18 protein-coding genes and 1 riboswitch are annotated in these 18,782 nt (G+C 25.0%); of the genes, 12 read left to right on the top strand and 6 right to left on the bottom strand.

From position 1 onward, the window contains the following. The first annotated feature begins 109 nt into the window (after positions 1–109). Genes AS160_RS10385 through AS160_RS10375 form a run of 3 tightly spaced genes read left to right on the top strand, consistent with a single transcriptional unit; the run spans position 110 to position 5,701 of the window. Positions 110–2,668 carry a fibronectin type III domain-containing protein gene (locus AS160_RS10385; protein ID WP_165148666.1) on the top strand — a complete coding sequence of 853 codons (2,559 nt, stop codon included), beginning with the start codon at positions 110–112 and terminating at the stop codon, positions 2,666–2,668. A gap of 6 nt (positions 2,669–2,674) precedes the next feature. Next, entirely contained in the window at positions 2,675–3,781 is a 1,107-nt protein-coding gene (locus AS160_RS10380; RefSeq protein ID WP_165148664.1) for an MFS transporter, read from the top strand. A gap of 39 nt (positions 3,782–3,820) precedes the next feature. Continuing rightward, a complete protein-coding gene (locus AS160_RS10375; protein ID WP_165148662.1) occupies positions 3,821–5,701 on the top strand; it encodes a S9 family peptidase in 1,881 nt (626 codons plus the stop codon). A gap of 15 nt (positions 5,702–5,716) precedes the next feature. Here AS160_RS10375 and AS160_RS10370 read toward each other — a convergent pair whose 3' ends face one another. The 6 genes from AS160_RS10370 to AS160_RS10345 all read right to left on the bottom strand — a co-directional run bounded on the left by AS160_RS10370 (position 5,717) and on the right by AS160_RS10345 (position 10,556). Further along, a complete protein-coding gene (locus tag AS160_RS10370; RefSeq protein ID WP_165148660.1) occupies positions 5,717–6,508 on the bottom strand; it encodes an energy-coupling factor transporter transmembrane component T in 792 nt (263 codons plus the stop codon). Positions 6,509–6,616: 108 nt separating this feature from the next. Continuing rightward, complete coding sequence (locus tag AS160_RS10365) at positions 6,617–6,796, bottom strand: hypothetical protein (protein WP_165148658.1); 180 nt, start codon at positions 6,794–6,796, stop codon at positions 6,617–6,619. A gap of 108 nt (positions 6,797–6,904) precedes the next feature. Next, positions 6,905–7,828 (bottom strand): nucleoside hydrolase, encoded by a 924-nt coding sequence (locus tag AS160_RS10360; RefSeq protein ID WP_165148656.1) that lies wholly within the window; start codon positions 7,826–7,828, stop codon positions 6,905–6,907. A 9-nt stretch (positions 7,829–7,837) separates the two neighbouring features. Beyond that, the gene (locus AS160_RS10355; protein ID WP_165148654.1) at positions 7,838–8,620 is read right to left on the bottom strand and encodes an aminotransferase class IV; all 783 of its coding nucleotides are present in this window, start codon (positions 8,618–8,620) and stop codon (positions 7,838–7,840) included. After that, a complete protein-coding gene (pabB, locus tag AS160_RS10350) occupies positions 8,617–9,969 on the bottom strand; it encodes an aminodeoxychorismate synthase component I (RefSeq protein ID WP_206528178.1) in 1,353 nt (450 codons plus the stop codon). Before pabB ends, AS160_RS10355 begins: the two co-directional genes overlap by 4 nt. After that, positions 9,966–10,556: an aminodeoxychorismate/anthranilate synthase component II gene (locus AS160_RS10345; RefSeq protein WP_165148651.1), complete on the bottom strand. Its 591-nt coding sequence runs from the start codon at positions 10,554–10,556 to the stop codon at positions 9,966–9,968. The genes pabB and AS160_RS10345 overlap by 4 nt, the downstream gene beginning before the upstream one ends. Before the next feature lie 585 nt (positions 10,557–11,141). Here AS160_RS10345 and AS160_RS10340 point away from each other — a divergent pair. The 9 genes from AS160_RS10340 to AS160_RS10300 all read left to right on the top strand — a co-directional run bounded on the left by AS160_RS10340 (position 11,142) and on the right by AS160_RS10300 (position 18,750). Then, complete coding sequence (locus AS160_RS10340) at positions 11,142–11,729, top strand: hypothetical protein (protein ID WP_165148649.1); 588 nt, start codon at positions 11,142–11,144, stop codon at positions 11,727–11,729. Between the two features lie 325 nt (positions 11,730–12,054). Then, positions 12,055–12,627, top strand: a complete 573-nt coding sequence (locus tag AS160_RS10335) for a hypothetical protein (RefSeq protein ID WP_165148647.1) — start codon at positions 12,055–12,057, stop codon at positions 12,625–12,627. Then, a complete protein-coding gene (locus AS160_RS10330) occupies positions 12,618–12,935 on the top strand; it encodes a hypothetical protein (protein ID WP_165148645.1) in 318 nt (105 codons plus the stop codon). The genes AS160_RS10335 and AS160_RS10330 overlap by 10 nt, the downstream gene beginning before the upstream one ends. Positions 12,936–13,187: 252 nt before the next feature. Continuing rightward, a riboswitch (TPP riboswitch) is annotated at positions 13,188–13,297 on the top strand. A gap of 54 nt (positions 13,298–13,351) precedes the next feature. After that, positions 13,352–13,549, top strand: coding sequence for a sulfur carrier protein ThiS (thiS, locus tag AS160_RS10325; protein WP_165148643.1), 198 nt, complete (start codon positions 13,352–13,354; stop codon positions 13,547–13,549). Then, a complete protein-coding gene (locus AS160_RS10320) occupies positions 13,542–14,309 on the top strand; it encodes a thiazole synthase (protein ID WP_165148641.1) in 768 nt (255 codons plus the stop codon). Before thiS ends, AS160_RS10320 begins: the two co-directional genes overlap by 8 nt. A gap of 1 nt (position 14,310) precedes the next feature. After that, the gene (gene thiH / locus AS160_RS10315; RefSeq protein WP_165148639.1) at positions 14,311–15,378 is read left to right on the top strand and encodes a 2-iminoacetate synthase ThiH; all 1,068 of its coding nucleotides are present in this window, start codon (positions 14,311–14,313) and stop codon (positions 15,376–15,378) included. Positions 15,379–15,390: 12 nt separating this feature from the next. Further along, entirely contained in the window at positions 15,391–16,692 is a 1,302-nt protein-coding gene (gene thiC, locus AS160_RS10310; protein ID WP_165148637.1) for a phosphomethylpyrimidine synthase ThiC, read from the top strand. A gap of 11 nt (positions 16,693–16,703) precedes the next feature. After that, positions 16,704–17,891, top strand: a complete 1,188-nt coding sequence (locus AS160_RS10305) for a thiamine-phosphate synthase family protein (RefSeq protein ID WP_165148635.1) — start codon at positions 16,704–16,706, stop codon at positions 17,889–17,891. Beyond that, positions 17,872–18,750: a ThiF family adenylyltransferase gene (locus AS160_RS10300; RefSeq protein ID WP_165148633.1), complete on the top strand. Its 879-nt coding sequence runs from the start codon at positions 17,872–17,874 to the stop codon at positions 18,748–18,750. Before AS160_RS10305 ends, AS160_RS10300 begins: the two co-directional genes overlap by 20 nt. Positions 18,751–18,782: the final 32 nt, after the last annotated feature.

Here is an 18,782-nt window from a genome sequence, read left to right as displayed (position 1 = left end):
AAAGGGATTTATTATATTATTATTAATATTTTCAATTAGTATTTTTGGTGAAATAAACAATATTTACCCTTCAAATAATCAGTATAATCTTTCACCAACAGGATTTGTTTTGAAATGGGAGATTTCAGATAATAAAAAATATACATATGATTTGTATTTAGGGGAGACTAATCCTCCCCAATTGTTTGGTTCAAATATTCCTTCTAATATTTATCCATTAAAGCTGTTAAAACCTTCAACTACGTATTATTGGAAAGTTGTTGCAAAAGAGAGGATAAATAAATACGAAAGTCCAATTTGGTCCTTTACAACAAGAGATTATTATAATGGTGAATTAATTTGGGTTTCTATAATAAAAAATTCACAAAAAATCCTTTATTCAGATAATTATGTTATTAATGCATATGATAATAACATAGATATATATAATCCATATAGAGATATTGTATATAATTTAAAAACAGATTTTAAAGACATACTTGTAAATAATGATTTGTTATATATTTTAAAAAATAATTCTATTGAAATATATAACTTTAAAAGCGGCAAAACTGTAAAAAGTATTACTCTCAATAAATCATATGAAAATATATATTTAAAAAAAGACAATTTAATATTATACTCAAAAAATTCAATTGATGTATATGATAATAATTACAAAGAGATTTTAAATTTAAACTTCGACAATACTATTAAAAATCTTTATTTATTAAACAACTTTTTTATTGTTAATTTAGATAATAAAATTATTATTTTTGACTATTCTGGAAAAACAATAAAAGAATATAAAATATCAGCTAATCTTATTGGTTTAAATTCTAATTTTATGTTGTTAAAAATAAGTGATGTATTATATGTACTATCGTATGATAATCAAATGTATAAAATAGATGATAATGTAAAATATGCCCACTTAAATGATAATTTTATTTTTATAGAAAAAGATCAAAAATTAATTATATACAATATTAATACCAAAAAAAGAAATACTATATATTTAGATTTTACTTTTAATAAGGCTTTATTCTTTGAAAATAATATCATTTTAATTGGCGATAAAATATATTGTATAGATTATAGCGGAAACATATTATGGAAACAAGATTTTAACGCTCAAACTATTAAATCAAACATAATAACTACAGATAGAAATACTATTATTTTCTCATTAAATGATGGAACTTACAATAAAATAATAGAATTATTTGAAAATGATTTAATCGATGTTTCAATCAACTTAAAAAGTTTAGATTTGAAATTTGAAAACAATATAATACCTGTTATTAAAGATACCAAATTACCTACTCCTATACTTTTAAATCCAAAAAACAATGAAAAAATTTCTAATTTTACTACTACTTTAAGTTGGACATTACCTGAATATGACAATGAGTCAGTTACTTTTGAAATTCAATTAAAAGCAATAACTAATGGTATTATGAAAAATATATTATTAAACAATATTAAAAAAAATAATATATTAATACAATTAGAACCAAACACAAAATATTTTTGGAAGGTTATAGCTATTGAAAATAATCAAAGAACTGAAAGCAACTGGAGTACATTTTTTACAGATGATTTGTCTTTTGTCTTTAAAAGAATAAAAATAACAAACGCTCAAATGATAGCCAATGCAAAAATTGTTAATGATATTATATATTTTACAGGATATACTCAAAAAGAAAACAGTTTAAATCTATTATATGGACAAATTAATACTAATTTCTTGAATTTAAAAGCATGGGATTTTTCTAATAATAAATATGGGCAAGCAATAGACATAACAAATGAAGGCACTATTTTAATTGGCGGATTTTCTGCGGAAAATGAAATACGCGGAGATATGTTATTATACTCATTAACTTCTGATGGGAAGGTTATTTGGAACTCAGAAAGTGGTGGTTCTAAAAGAGATTCTATAAACGATATATTATATGATGATAACTATTTATATTATATTGGTACTATTGGCACTGATAATATGGAAACAAATATACAATTTGCAAAATATAATTTGAATGGATATAGAATTTGGTCAAGAGATTTTGGAGGTTATGAATTAGAGTTTGGAAGTAAAGTTAAAAGAATTGACAAATATTCATTTGTATTATTAGGTACCACTAAATCCTTTGGCGAAGGTGGCTATGACTATTATATTATCAAAACAAATGAATTGGGTCAAAAAATTTGGGATTTGACAATAGGAACTTCTAAAGATGATTTTGCATCTGATATATTAATTCTAACGAAAAATGAATATATTATTTTAGGAACATCTTTTGGAGATACATTACAACCTTTAATTTCAAAGATTGATAGTAACGGATATAAGATTTTTGAAAAAACAATTCCTTTTGTAAATGATGTGAATTTAATAAAGGCTGTATTATATAAAAATTATATATATTCTGTTGGTTGGTTTAGATATAATAACTCCATACAAAGAACTGGTATAATAACCAAATTTGATATAAATGGTAACTTAATCTTTGCTAAAACTTTTGATATAGATAATCAAGACACTGTATTTACAGATTTAATTATAAAAGATAATAAATTCTTTTTAATAGGTTTTTCTGAATATCCAGAACCAAATTCTAGAGATATAATTCTCATTCAAACAAATGAAGATTATATATTAAATAATTTTAAAGAGGCTAAGTGAGGTTATATGAAAAGATCATTTATATTTATAATTATTCTTATTAGTTCATTATACATAAATTCAATTTCTCCTTTAATGACAACATTTCAAGAAACATTTAATGTTACTATATCTCAATCATCTGCACTTCCTTTTACAAATACTATTGGAAATATAATATTTGCTACTATTGCTGGATTTATTATTTCTACTATAGGATTGAGAAATAGTTTAATTTCATCATTTTTTTTCTTGATATTAAGTATATTAATTTTTATTTTTTCAAATAATTTTTTAGGTTTAATTCTTGCTATGTTTTTTGTTGGAGGTGGTTTGGGGCAAGTTTTTTCTGTTACTACTTCCATGTATGATCATTTAGATGAAAAATTACAGAATTATGGTTTATTTCATGCATTTTTTGGTTTAGGTGGAATAATCGGTCCTTTACTAGTTTCTCTTTTTTTAAAGTTTAATTTGAGTTATAGAAATTTATTTAGCACTTATTTAATATTAATATCATTGCTATTATTATATATATTTATAACTAAAAAACCTGAAAATATAAAATATGAATCTTTTTCATTATCTGAAAGTTTTATATTAATAAAAAAAAGAATTGTTATTATCTCATTAATAATGCTTATGTTATATGCAGGGTCTGAGATTGGAAGTATTACTTGGGCCGCTAATTTATTTAAAAATTCTTTTAATTTCACAAAAGAATCTTCTGCTATATTTATTAGTTTATTTTGGTTATTTTTTACTTTTGGTAGAGTAATTTCAGATAAATTATTTTATTTTTTCAAAGAAAAAACATCATTTTATTTGCCAATAATATCTTCTATTACATTATTAATATTATTTTTTTTGAAAATACCTTTTATATTTGCTATATACGGATTATTCTTGGGCCCCATTTTCCCAGCAACACAAAAATATTTAAATGCTCATTTATCTCATAGAGAAGTGGGATTAATATCAGGACTTGTATTTGCAGGAACTGGAATTGGTTCTATGATTATCACAACAACAATGGGATTTATTGCTGATTATAATGTTATAGCCAGTTATTTTTTACCATGTTCTATACTAATATTAATTGGTATGCTATCATTAATAAGAGAAGGTAAGTAAATTATTTAATTGATTTTAATTAATGAAAGGGGACATTTTATGGGGAATAATTTATTTAATAGTAAAGATATAAAAAAGATTTCATTCTTAAGTAGTTTGAATATTCATCCAAAAGATCGAGTTTTTGCTTTTGTTAAAACAAATATAGTAAAAAATGAATATGAAAGTTATATCTATTTATCTTCATTTTCTGGTAAATACAAAAAATTTGTTAAAGGAAAAAATCCATTATGGTCTCCTAACGGAAAATTACTTTTATTTATAGACAAAAAAAATAAAGATTTTAAAGGTCAAGAATTATATTTAATACCATATGATGGTGGAGAGCCTTATCTTTTAACAAAAATAAAAAATGGAAATTATATAGATATTAAATGGTCTGAAGACTCAAAAGGAATTTATGCTATAAAGAAAATTGAGGAAGAAAAAGATTCTGATGTTAGAGAAATTGAAAATTTACCCATTTGGCAAAATGGTGGATCTTTTATTGAAAGATTTAAATATTCTTTAGTATATACTAATATTAATGGAAAAGAAAGAGAAATTAAACCACCAAAAGATAATTTTGAGCCATTAGCTATTTCATTATATAAAAATAAATTGACTGTTATTGTATGGAGGGATAGAGTAAAATATCCTGCAGAAACAGAAATATATGTATATGATTTGAATAAAAAACAATGGAAAGAAATTCCTCTTTCTTACAAAAAGGTTTATTGGCTTGAATGGGTTGATGATAAACATTTTATATTTTTAGGGCATGATGGAAAATATGGTTTAAATACAAATATTCATTTATACTATTATAAGAGTAAAAATAATATTATAGATTTATTCAATAATTTAGATCTTTCTTTTGGTAACTCATTAAATTCCGATGTTAGATTTGGTTCAACAAGAAAAATAAAATTAATAAATAACTCTATTTATTTTGTAGTTACAGAAAAGGAAAGAGCTCCATTATATAAGGTTACAATTGATGGAAAATTAGAAAAAATATTAAAAGATGGTTCATGTGAAGATTTTGATATAAATGATGAAAATATTATATACATTAACCAAGACTTCTTAAATTTACCAGAAATTTATTTCTATAACAAAAATAAAAAGTTGACAAAATTCAATGAAAAAATAATTAAGAACTATACTATAAAACCACCGTATTATTTAAAGATTAAAAGCGAGGATAACAAGGATTTAGATGTATGGTATTTACCACCATATACAGAAGAAAATAAAGGAACAATACTCGAAATACATGGTGGTCCAAAAACTGCATATGGTGATTCTTTTATGTTTGAATTTCATCTTTTGGCTTCAAATGGATATGGCGTAATATTTACAAATCCACATGGAAGCGAAGGGTATGGTAATGAATTTGCGGATATTAGGGGAAAATACGGAACTATTGATTATAGAGATTTAATGAAAGCAGTAGATTCAATAGTAGAAAAATTCAATTTAGATAAAAACAAATTAGGAGTTACTGGCGGTTCATATGGTGGATATATGACAAACTGGATAGTGACACAAACTAATAAATTTAAAGCCGCTGTATCCCAAAGATCTATTTCTAATTGGTATAGTATGTATGGAACCACTGATATTGGATATTACTTTGTTACTGATCAAATTGGAGGACATCCTTGGGAAAATAAAGAAAAGTATATAGAATCATCGCCATTATTTCATGTAGATAAAGCTAATACTCCATTATTATTAATTCATTCATTAAAAGATTACAGATGTTGGGTTCCAGAAGCGTTACAATTTTATACCGCATTAAAGGTTCGTGGAGTAAAAACAAAATTAGCATTATTCCCAGATGAAAATCATGAATTATCTAGAAATGGAAAACCTGATCATAGAATTAAAAGATACAATTTAATAATAGAATGGTTTAATGATAATATAAAATGAGGCCAAGGCCTCATTTTATATTAATATCATAGATATTCCTAAAAATATAAAAGATATAAAAAAGATAGTGTCTCTAAATCTCCAATTAAATTCCTTATACCTTGTTCTTCCTTCCCAACCATTATAACATCTTGCTTCCATAGCAACACTAAGATCATCAGCTCTTCTTAAAGCAGATACCAATAATGGTACAATTATTGCAACTAACCCCTTTAATCTTCCAGATATTTTTCTGGAATCAAAATTTGCCCCTCTACTCATTTGCGCTTTAAAAATTCTTTCAGCTTCACTCGCCATAACAGGTATAAATCTAATAGCAATAGTCATAACCATAGATAATTCATGTGCAAATGACCTTTTTACTCTAAACCAAATTAAAACATCTTCCATAGCATTAGCTAATAATGTTGGAGAAGTTGTCAATGTTAATACAGATGACAGCATAATTGCAAAAAATAATCTAAATGTTATTATTGCAGCATTAGATAAACCTGTATCTGTTATCTTTATAAACCAAAGTTGGTAAATAACATTCCCTTCATAATTAAATAATTGAACAACAAAAGCAAATAAAATTAACATCCACATTGATTTTATTGATTTACCGTACATTCTTAGTCCAACTCGAGATAATATCATTAATACAAGAGTATAAAATGACATTAAAGCAACATCATAAAAACTATTTATTGTAAAAGCAAAACCAGCTAAAAAGAATAATCCTATCAACTTTGCTCTTGGATCTAATGAATGCATTATAGATTTTTTTTCAATATATCTTCCAATTGCAATATTTTCTGCAAACATTTCACACCACCAATTTAATTTTTTATTCTATTATATATTATACTATCTAATTTTTAATTATGTTAAAAAATAATTTCATATTAAAAAATGTGGAGCATTTGCTCCACATTAATTTTCCTTTGATTTTAATTCTTCTATCTTTTTTTCAATTTCTTCTAGTTCTTTATTTATTTTTTCCCATTCCTTCTCTAAATTTTCATCATGTTCATGTGGCCCCATATATTTTTTTATAGCTTCTTTCTCAATTTCTAAAACTCTTTTTCTTCCTAATAATTCTTCTAAATCCATATTATCCCCCCTTTGAATTGTGAAAATATAATTATATAATATCAACTTTCACACTTCTATTTTACCATTTTGTTTCAAAAAAATCAAATATCTTTATTAATCATTTTTTTAATTATACTTTTTTAATTGAGAAAATAATAGGTTAATAAACTCCTTTCTATCAACTTTTAATGCCCATTTAGAATTTGGCTCTTTCAAATGCCAGTAATCAACAACAGTTTCACCATATGTTAACTCACCTTTTGTTTCTACTTGTGCATAATATTCTTCAAACTCAAATATTTCTGGTTTAATTAAATATGCAATTGTACATGGATCATGCAATGGTGCTCCTTCAATTTTAAATATATCATAATATGTTTGATGAAAAAATTCTAATAATACTCCCATTTTTGATACTATTTCTGATTCAAATTTTTGCATTTCTTTTATTTCATCCATATATATTTTTGCTTGATGAGTTACATCAAGTGGAAATACTGTTAAATTAAATCCTGCATTAAATACTATTTGAGCAGCTTCTGGGTCGGCATAAATATTAAATTCTGCTCTTGGAGTTGTATTTCCAAATTTTATTCCACCACCCATAATGACTAATTCTTTAACCAAAGGAATTAAGTCAGGATAATTTAATGCAAATTTTGCTATGTTTGTTAATGGTCCTACGGCAACTAATGTAATTTCATTTGGATTGCTATACACATTTTCTGCAATAAATTCAAGATAATTTTTATTTTCTAATTCTTTTTTAGGCTCAGGTAAATTCGCCCCTTCTAATCCACTTTCTCCATGAATATTTGGAGCTACTATTTGCTCTCTTAATAACGGCTTACTTGAACCAGCAAAAACTGGAACATTTATATTAGCCATTTCTGCTAAAATTAATGCATTTTTTGCAGTATTTTTTAAATAAGAATTTCCAGCTACTGCTATTATCCCTAATAATTCAATTTCTTCTGCAATACCTGCTAATAATATTGCAACCGCATCATCGTGACCAGGATCACAATCTAAAATAACTTTTCTTTTCACAATATCACCTCATATTTTTAAGTTTTCTATTTCACTTTCTAAATGTTTTAAAAAGTTCAAATCATAATTATATTTAATATTCTCAAATTTTTTAATTGGCAATATCCGCATTAATGAATTACTCAAAAACGCATAATCAAAATTTTTTATTTCTTTGCTTTCTATTATAACCTCTTTTGTATTAAAATTCTCAATGAGTATTCTTCTAATAATTCCATTTAATAATCCGCAATCTATTTTAGGTGTATATATTTCATTGTTTTTAACAAAATAAATATTAGAAATAGTCCCTTCAGTTATTTCATTTTTTTCATTCAAAAATATTGCTTCATCCTTATTTAATTTTATAGCTCTTTCTAATTCCAATATATTCATTACATAATTATTTGATTTTACATAATTTAATGGATTCTTGCTATATTTTTTTGTTTTGGCGAATATTACATCATATCCCTTATTTTTTACTTCTTCTAAATATATTCTATTATTAGAAGATATTATAATATCATATGTTTCTTTGTTTTTCAAAATACTTATCTTTAAACTTCCATTATCAATTTTATTTTTTCTAATAACTTCATTTGATATATCATATAATTCTTCTAGATGCATATCAAAATTTATATTTAGCAAATTACATCCATTAATAAGTCTTTCATAATGGTATTTAAAAAATTCTAATTTACTTTTATTTACTTTCAATGTTTCAAATATACCTTGACCAAACATTAACCCTTCATTAATTTTATATGGTATTTCATTATTATAATATTTTCCATTAAAATATATCATTTCATTCTTAACCCCTCTATTAAAGCTTTTCCTTTTGATAATGATTCATCGTATTCATCTTCAGCATTAGAATCCCAAACAATTCCACCACCGAAATTAGCATAAGCTTTCTTATCTTTGCAAATTATCGTTCTAATTACAATATTTAAATCCATTGAATTATCAAACCCTATATATCCAATTGTTCCTGTATATATTCCCCTTTTATTTGGCTCCAATTCTTCTATTATTTCCATAGCCCTAATTTTAGGAGCTCCAGTTATTGAACCTCCTGGAAATGTTGCCATAATTAGATCAATAGCATCTTTTTCATCCTTTAATTCTCCAACAACGGTAGATACTAGATGATAAACCGTTGCATATTCTTCTAATGTGAAAAGTTCAGGTACCTTTACGCTTCCTGGTATACATACTTTTGATAAGTCGTTTCTTTCTAAATCAACTATCATTAATAATTCTGCCTTATCTTTTGTACTATGCATTAAATCTTTTTTATTTTTTTCATCTATTTTTTGGTTTCCAGTTCTAGGTCTTGTACCCTTTATTGGTCTTGTTTCAACATATTTGTTCTTTAATAAAATAAATCTTTCCGGAGAGCTAGATACAATTTGAAAGTCTCCTGTATCTATATATGCAGCAAAAGGGGCTGGATTAATCTGTCTTAAATCTAAAAACAATTCATCAGGAGATTTTATTAAATCTGCTTCTATTCTTTGAGTAAAATTAATTTGATAAACATCACCTTGATAAATATATTCTTTTACTTTTGCTATAGAATTCATATAGTATTCTTTACTCATATTAAATTTAATATTTATATCTGCTAAATTATTTTTTTCTTGTGAGATATATTTTTTTGAATTAAAAACTATATTTTTTATTTCATTATGTTTTTTTTCATCTTGACTAGATAAATATAATTCATCATTATTATGATCATATATTAAAACAGAATCATAGAAAGGAAAATAAATATCATATATTCCAATATCATCTATTGCTTTTGATTCAATGTTTTCAATATATTTATTACTATCATATGAAATAAAACCCATTGCTCCACCAATAAACGGAAATGTAGTATTATTTGTTGCTTCATATTTTTTTATTAACTCTTTCAAATCTATAAATGGATTTTTTGAGTAATATTCTTTAATTTCATTATTATATTCTATAATAACCTTATTATCCTTTGCTTTAAATATTAAAAATGGATTTACTCCTAAAAAAGAATATTTTCCTAATCTTTTTTTATCTTTTTGACTATCTAAAAAAACTATATGTTTTTTATCTATTATAGAATTAAAAATATCCACTAAATTAATCGATGTATTTAATTTTTCTATCATAATATCTCCTTCCTATAATTTTTAGCAAAAGATAAGAAGTTTTTTAACATATCAAGTCCATGCTCTGTTAAAACAGCTTCTGGATGAAATTGAACACTTTCTATTGGATATTTCTTATGTTTAATCCCCATTATTTCACCATCGATTGATTCAGCTGTAATCTCTAAATCTTCTGGAAAATTCTCTTTAGAAACTATAAGAGAATGGTATCTTGTTACATTTAAAGGATTTTTTAATCCTTTAAATACACCATTATTATTGTGAATTATCGGAAATACCTTACCATGAATAGGTTCTTTGGCTTTAATAATTTTAGCGCCAAAACTTTGCGCAATAGTTTGATGCCCTAAGCATACACCAAAAATAGGTATTTTTTCCTTAAATTCTCTTATTATTTCTAAAGATATACCAGCCTCATTTGGTGTTTTAGGACCAGGCGAAATAACAATCATATCAGGATTTAATCTTTCAATATCTCTTATTGTTATCTTATCATTCCTATACACCAAAACCTCTTCTTTTAGCATATTTAAGTAATGAACAAGATTATATGTAAAAGAATCATAATTGTCAATCATTAATATCATAACTTCACCTCAACTTCTATAATACTTTCTTATTAAGAATTATTGTTATTATACAAATTATATCATATATTATATTTATACATGTAAGTTAAAAAAGTAAATAATCTAACATAATAAAAAGTTAATAAATTCCGCAGAGGATCTACTAATTAGTGGTTGAAAGTGAAGCAGAAACATCTAACCCTCATAACTTGATCTGGTCAATACCAAAAGAACAGAAATTGATTTTTATTATTTATATATATAATTTTTAACTTAATTAATATATCATACAATATAATAATTAAGTAAATTTATTTAATTTTGGAAATATAAAATTAATAGCAATTTAATTACAATTTTATTTACTTTCTTTTTTTTTGATAAAATGATAATTGAATTATAAATATATAAAATAAAAAAGCTTTTTTTATGCGTTGTGAAAATATTATCAATATTCTTCTTAAATTTCTTTATACTTATAATAAAAATTTAAGTATTGAAAAAAAGTTATTACCTTGATATAAAAGATTCTAACAATATATTTCCAATTTATGTTTAAAGAAAAAGATGGTTACTTAATTTGTATAAATGGGGGAAATTGCTATGTATAATACGAAAAACCCTAAAAATTTATTTAAAATTATTATTTATCTAATATTAGGAATATTATCAGTATATTTTTTAATAACATTTATATATAACACATATTTTAATCCACTACTTATATTAAAAAAATATTATGATACAATGTTTTATGCTAGAATATATTACCTTAACGTCCTTAATGACAATACATTATCTTCTAATACTATAAATGATTCCCTTAAAGCTTATTTAAACAAAATGATAGAAGAAAGAAAAAAATATGTTTTAGATCCAAAAACATCAGAGAAACTTATGAAAGAATATTATATACATTTAGATGATGATGCTATATCCATAGATACAAAAAGTTTAAATATAAAAAAAGTAAATAATGGATATATTGTACATATTATAAATGGTGATTTAGTATCCTATGATTTAGATTCTAAAGGTAATATAATAAAAAGAGTAATAAAGAAAGAAAAACTCAGAAAAATAAAATATCCTGAAAATAAAGAAATAACCTTTTATATCGTAAGAACATGGAAAGGATTAAAAATTGATTGGATAAAATCCGTTTATAATTACTCTAAAAATGTAGATTAAAAAGTAAAATAATTCCTATGAAAGTAAGGAACTATAAAATTAATCATGAGTTTATTTTTTGTTTTTAGTGAAATAAAATGTTTTAAAATGGTTTTAGAATTAAATAATCATTCAGTATTTAAACTATCATCTAGTTTTAGAACAATTGGTCTAAATCTTTTAAATTAGGATTGGGCGGGATGAATATTCAACAGAAATTACAAAAATATATTATGTATCAATTTCCACTGGTACTTATTATATAAATCATTCTCCATAACATTATTTGTATTGGAGATTAAGATAGGAGGGGTAATATGAAAAAGAGAGTTTAGTGGGATTTATCATGAGTGTATTTTTTATTTTAACTTTTGCAGCTTATAACGTTTTAATTCCTTCTGCTAATAAATTTATTAAAACCATGGAAGTAGAAAATTATAAAATTAAGTTTTTATACTCAAAAGAAATTGAAAAATATATAAGTATCGATAAGGTTGCATATAATAAAAATGGAAATATTATATTGTTTGAAAATAAGGGGAGAAATAATTTATATGTATCTAATTTAGATGATTTAGCTAAATGGAATGCTATTACATTAGATAATTCCCCAATACTTTCATATGATTCAACTTTTCATTTTGTAACAAATGACAATTCTGTAGTATTTTTTTATAATAATCAAAAAAATAATAGCTTAGAAATTTATCAATACTCTTTATCTGAAAAGGATTGGAAATTGATAAAATCTTATTCAGACTCATCATATTTCGATACATATCCATTAAAAATCAATAATAATTTCTTATCTTTTGTTATACAAAATAAAAATGAGTTAGAATTTCATATTATAAATACAAACAACAAAGAAGATATTATTATAAAAAGAATTTTATTGGCGGAGATAACTTGGATATAAATACAAAAGGAGATGTTGTCCTTATAAGTAACATCAAACTTGAATACTTTAATAATAAAACTAAAGCAATAAAAGAAATAAATTTAAATAATGCTTATCCAGAGATAATAACAAATCCACCATATTTTGTAACCTTTATAAGTGATAGTGATATTGCTATATACAGCAATAATAAATTAATAATACTTGATACCGAAAATTGGAAAATAAAAGATGTTATATATGAAATTCCGGAAAATATCATTGGTTTAACTGGACTGAATGATGGTAGTATTTTAGTAAATCTTTATGCATATAAAGGAGAATAACATAAAGATTATCATTATAAAATTTATATCCTTTTTTATATTTTGAAAAAGAATATTCTTTAACTAGTTTTAAATATAGTGAGAAAAAATTTTGAAACATCATCAATAGAAAATTTGATGAATATCTTCAAATATTTCATAAGGGGTATAATTAATATATCAAAACTTAAAAAGAAAAAATAACTCTCTTGAAATAAAAGAAAAATAATGATATAATCAGAAATGATATAATTAAAATGAAAAGTGAATAAAAAAGATCCGCAGGGGAGCTACTAATCCGTAGCTGAGATTGAGGTGGAAGCCTCTAACCCTCATAACTTGATCCGGATAATACCGGCGAAAGGAGCGGAGCAGAGATAAAAATAATCAATCTCCTGCTTCGTGCAGGAGATTTTTTTATAACAGGGGGTGATTTCTTGAGAGTATATATAAACGGTAAAGCAATGGAGTGTAAAAGTAGTACATTAAATGAATTACTAGAAGAACTCTCTTTCAGTAATAAACCTGTTGTTGTAGTAAAAAACGGCGAGATTATCTCAATCAAGAATTATTCTGAACATCGTTTATCTGAAAATGATAAAATCGAAATCATTACCGTAGTGGGAGGTGGTTGATATTAATTTTTATGGTGAAGAAATCAACAATCTTTTTTTCATGGGAACAGGAAAATTTCGAGATTACAATGTTATGAAAAAAGCCATAGAAGAAGCAAAAATAGAAGTTGTTACTGTTGCTATGCGTAGAGCTTCATATAGTAATATGAATGAAAGTATTTTAGATTATATCAATGTAAAAAAAATTATGGTGAATACTTCGGGTGCAAGAAATGCTGAAGAAGCATTATTGATTGCTAAAGCAGGAAAAGAACTTATGAAAACAGATTGGGTAAAAATAGAAATAATAAATGATACAAAATACTTAATGCCTGATAACCAAGAAACAATTAAAGCATGTAAATTACTTACAGATAACGGATTTAAGGTATTTCCATATATGTACCCAGATATATATGATGCAAGAAAAATGATAGAAAATGGAGCAGAAGTACTAATGCCATTAGGCGCCCCTATAGGTACAAATAAAGGTTTTACAACTAAAGAATTAGTGAAAATATTATTAAATGAATTTGATGCAAAAATAATAATAGATGCTGGTATAGGAAAACCTTCTCACGTTTCCGAAGCAATGGAAATTGGATGCCATGCAGTTTTAGCAAATACTGCAGTTTCTATAGCCGATGATCCCATTAAAATGGTAAAGGCTTTCTCATTAGCAGCACAAGCTGGACATTTAGCATATTTATCAGGTATTCCAGAAGAAAATGATTTTGCAGAAGCATCTTCGCCATTGTTCGACTATATAGGAAGAGATTAAAATGTTCTCAAAGTATGTTGATAACATTTCAAAATACATAAAAAATGAAATTAAGAATAAACACAGTGTGAATTTAAATAAAGAGTTTTTCCTCATAAATGATATCTTTGGATTATTAGAAAATTCAGATCTTCGAACAATGGCGAAGAAAGTAATAAAGAATAATAAGAAATATTTTGGAAATAATATTTTTCTATATGCCCCATTATATATATCTAATTATTGTATAAATGGTTGCAAATACTGTGGTTTTAAGGCTTTAAATAAAATCGATAGAAGAAAACTAAATTATGATGAAATAGAAAAAGAACTTATCTATTTAAAAAATACAGGCATTGATCATATATTAATTTTAACTGGCGAAGATCCAATTAATAGCGATTTTGAGTATTTAAATTATACCATAATAATGGCTAAAAAATATTTTAAAGAAATATCAATAGAAACATACTCATTAAGTCAAAAAGAATATGAAATATTAATAAATTCTGGTTTAATTGGAGTCACATTATATCAAGAAACATATGATAAAGAAAATTATAAAAAATATCATTTATTTGGACCTAAAAGCGATTATTATAAAAGGCTTGAGACTATAGAGTATGCTATAAAAGCTGGTGTTAGAGAAATAAATATTGGCGCATTATTAGGTTTAAGCAATCCTGATTATGAAATAATAATGCTTGCTCATCATATGAATTACTTATTAAAAGAATATCCAGAAGTGGAATATTCTATATCATTTCCAAGAATTAAAAACGCATATAATGTAAAAAATGAATTTTTCACAATTAAAGACAAGCGTTTAATTCATTATATTTTAGCTCTAAAGTTAATTTTTCCAAGGATACATATCAATATATCAACTAGAGAAAATAAAGAGTTTAGAAATGCTGTGCTTGGCTTTGCAACAAAGATGTCTGTGGCATCCGCTACAAATGTTGGTGGTTATACATTATATAAAAATTCAACAAAACAATTTGAAACAGATGATAATAGAACTTTCGAAGAGTTTTTTGACTACATTAAAAAAAGAGGATATTATCCTACTACTGTAAATTGGTTTTAAGGAGGAAATAATATGACACAATTGGAATATGCAAAAAAAGGAATTATTACAGATGAAATGAAAATCGCTGCAAAATATGAAAATATATCGCCTGAAATATTAATGGGAAAAATTGCAAAAGGTAAGGTTGTCCTACCTAAAAATAAAAAGCATAATTTTAAAAATATTAGAGCTATAGGTGAAGGATTAAAAACAAAAGTAAATATAAACCTTGGAACATCTCAAGGATATAGCACTTTAGAAGAAGAAATAGAAAAATTAAAAATTTCAGAAAAATATGGCGCTGATTCTATAATGGATTTATCCACTTGGGGAGATTTAAGTTATATAAGAAGGGAAATTGTGAAAAATTCCAATATTATGGTAGGTACTGTACCTGTATATGACGCAGCCACAAAAGCTATACAAAAACAAAAAAGAGTTATAGATTTTGAAGTTGGTGATTTTCTTCAAATGGTAAAAGATCATGCAGAAGACGGTGTCGATTTCATGACAATACATGCAGGTATTACTAAAACCACTATTGAAAAATTAAGAAATTCTAATAGATTAACAAAAATAGTTTCCAGAGGTGGATCTATTATAGTTGGGTGGATGATAAAAAATCATCGAGAAAATCCATTCTATGAATTCTATGATGAAATATTAGACATATGTAAAGAATACGATATTACAATAAGTCTTGGAGATGGAATGAGACCAGGTTCTTTGCACGATGCTACTGATGATTTACAATTCGAAGAATTGTTGAGATTAGGAGAATTAGTAAAAAGAGCAAGAAATCATGGCGTTCAAGTTATGGTTGAAGGTCCCGGGCATATGCCTATAGATGAAATAGAAGCTAATGTAATATTGCAAAAAAAAGTATGTGATGGCGCACCTTTTTACGTTTTGGGACCAATAGTAACTGATATAGCTCCTGGATATGATCATATAACTTCTTCAATTGGTGGCGCTATTGCTGCTTCTAAAGGAGCTGACTTTTTATGTGCAGTAACTCCTGCTGAACATTTAAGACTTCCTACTTTAGAAGATATAAAAGAAGGATTAATAGCGACAAAAATAGCTGCTCATTCAGCAGATATAGCTAAAAATAGAATTCATATGGAAATTGACAATGAAATGAGCAAATCAAGAAAAGAATTTAACTGGGATAATCAATTTAAATTGGCATTAGATGGAGAAAAAGCAAAAAAATATTACAATGAAAGAAAAGGTGCAGAATCAAATATGTGTTCAATGTGTGGTCAATTATGTGCTTTAAGAATAACAGAAGAGTATTTAGAAAAATCCGAAATTCTATTTATTGAATAGGGGGAATAACAATGTTAATATTTTCAGGATTTGATCCATCTGGTGGTGCTGGTATATTACAAGATATTACTATAATGAAACTATTTAAAATAAATCCTAAAGCTATAATTTCCGCTTATACTATTCAAAATGAAAATATTTGTAAAAACATAGAATTTAGAGATAACTTTGAAGAATTTAAATTATTTGATAATTTTTCAACAATTAAAGTTGGAATGGCAAATGCAAAACAACTTAAATTATTAAGAAATAAATATAATAATGCAAAAATAATCTGGAACCCTGTAATAAAAACATCATCTGGCTATGAAGCGATATCTCCTGAAGAAGTAATTGAAGGAGCTAAATATGCAGATTTAGTAATAATGAATTCAAAAGAATATGAATTAACAAAAATAGAAAAAAATGTAATTATTACTGGTGGTCATAAAAATTTAGATAATATTGAAGTTTTATATAATAACAATAAATTTTATTCTAAAAAGTATGATAAAGATATACATGGTACTGGATGCGTATTTTCATCATTAATTTCTGCTCATATTTACATGAATTACACTGTTGAAGAATCTATAAAATCTTCATTATATTATATGGATAATTTAGTTAATATATCCAAAGAACATTTAGAAACTGAAACTTTAGCATATAATTTTCATAAGAGTTATATATTAGAGGAATTATGGCATGTAAAAAATAAAATTATAGAATTAGGGAAATATACCATTCCTGAAGTTGGACAAAATATTGTTTTTGCTTTACCAAATGCACAAAATGAATTTGAAGTAGGAAAATTCCCAGGAAGAATACATAAATTAGGCGATGAAGTAAATTTTATACATGAACCTGGTTTTTTTGGTAAAAGCCATATGGCTAGAGCTGTTATCGCTACAATGAAATATTTTCCCTGGATAAGATCTGCAATGAATATAAAATATGAAAAAAAATATATAGAAAAAGCAAAAGAAAAAGGTTACAAAACATTTTATTTAGATAGAAATCAAGAACCTGTTGAAATTCAAACCAAAGAAGGCCATTCCATCCCTTATGGATTATCAAATATATATGATATTACAAAAGAACCTATAGATTTTGTATGGGATGATGGCTTTTATGGAAAAGAAGCTATGATAAGAGTTTTTGGAAGAAATCCTCAAGAAGTTATAGAAAAAGTAAAGGATGTGGTTTTATCTGATTGATACTATTTTTTTTGATCGACAAATAAAATGTATTGGTTTAGAAAATACAAAAAAATTAATTAATTATACTGTATATACCAAAAACCCTTTAGCAAATAAAATTTTAAAAAATTGTGGCGTAAATATTAATAAAAACGGGAAAATAAAAGATATTAAATTATATAAAAACATTAAATTAGTTGATAATTTTCAAGGAGAACAAAATATACCTGAAGATTTAGCAGGAGCATTAATTGCTCAATTAGTTATTTCAGAATATCTATTTGGAGTAAATTCAATAAAAATACCTATTCCTTTAAATAAAAAAATAAAAATAAAAAAATGTGCTGTTGTTGGAGCTGGAGGTTTAGGTAATCCTGTTTCGTATGTTCTTAATAAAAATAAAGTATCTTTTATTGTAATTGATGATGATATTGTAGACCATACTAACTTAGCAAGACAGTTTTTATTTAATAAAAATGATATTGGAAAATATAAATCTAAGACTTTAGAAAAAAAATTAAGATATTGCATAAAAAGCATAGTTACTAAAATAGATGAAAAAAATATTGATATTTTAGATGATTACGATAATATTTTTATTTGTGTAGATGATATTGATAGTAGATATTTAATAACAGATTATGCTTTAAGAAAAGGAAAAAACGTTATCAATGCTGGTGTTGAAGGCCAAACTGGTATTATATTTAAAAATTTTGATTTAGAAAAATATATTTTAAGAAATAATTATTCAAATACTATTAATGGTATCACTCCGCCAATAGTTGCTTTAACAGGAATTTTACAAGCATATGCCGTAAACATAAATAAATCCATAATACATATGGATTTTTATACAGGAAGAGGATTTTTTATTTGAGGTGCTTTAAGCACCTCCTTTTTTATAACTCA

The sequence above is a fragment of the Marinitoga sp. 38H-ov genome (assembly GCF_011057715.1).
In the GTDB taxonomy this organism is placed as follows: domain Bacteria; phylum Thermotogota; class Thermotogae; order Petrotogales; family Petrotogaceae; genus Marinitoga.
Note: the sequence above shows the minus strand (reverse complement) of the source record. Positions and strands in the feature narration are given on the sequence as shown.

What these genes read in the sequence shown, in the direction of transcription:
- AS160_RS10370 (WP_165148660.1), bottom strand. Translation starts at nt 6,508, where the DNA reads ATGTTTGCAGAAAATATTGCAATTGGAAGATATATTGAAAAAAAATCT.
- AS160_RS10300 (WP_165148633.1), top strand. Translation starts at nt 17,872, where the DNA reads ATGTGGTTTTATCTGATTGATACTATTTTTTTTGATCGACAAATAAAA.
- AS160_RS10335 (WP_165148647.1), top strand. Translation starts at nt 12,055, where the DNA reads ATGAGTGTATTTTTTATTTTAACTTTTGCAGCTTATAACGTTTTAATT.
- AS160_RS10355 (WP_165148654.1), bottom strand. Translation starts at nt 8,620, where the DNA reads ATGATATATTTTAATGGAAAATATTATAATAATGAAATACCATATAAA.
- AS160_RS10380 (WP_165148664.1), top strand. Translation starts at nt 2,675, where the DNA reads ATGAAAAGATCATTTATATTTATAATTATTCTTATTAGTTCATTATAC.
- thiC (WP_165148637.1), top strand. Translation starts at nt 15,391, where the DNA reads ATGACACAATTGGAATATGCAAAAAAAGGAATTATTACAGATGAAATG.
- AS160_RS10305 (WP_165148635.1), top strand. Translation starts at nt 16,704, where the DNA reads ATGTTAATATTTTCAGGATTTGATCCATCTGGTGGTGCTGGTATATTA.
- AS160_RS10375 (WP_165148662.1), top strand. Translation starts at nt 3,821, where the DNA reads ATGGGGAATAATTTATTTAATAGTAAAGATATAAAAAAGATTTCATTC.
- pabB (WP_206528178.1), bottom strand. Translation starts at nt 9,969, where the DNA reads ATGATAGAAAAATTAAATACATCGATTAATTTAGTGGATATTTTTAAT.
- AS160_RS10365 (WP_165148658.1), bottom strand. Translation starts at nt 6,796, where the DNA reads ATGGATTTAGAAGAATTATTAGGAAGAAAAAGAGTTTTAGAAATTGAG.
- thiH (WP_165148639.1), top strand. Translation starts at nt 14,311, where the DNA reads ATGTTCTCAAAGTATGTTGATAACATTTCAAAATACATAAAAAATGAA.
- AS160_RS10340 (WP_165148649.1), top strand. Translation starts at nt 11,142, where the DNA reads ATGTATAATACGAAAAACCCTAAAAATTTATTTAAAATTATTATTTAT.
- AS160_RS10345 (WP_165148651.1), bottom strand. Translation starts at nt 10,556, where the DNA reads ATGATATTAATGATTGACAATTATGATTCTTTTACATATAATCTTGTT.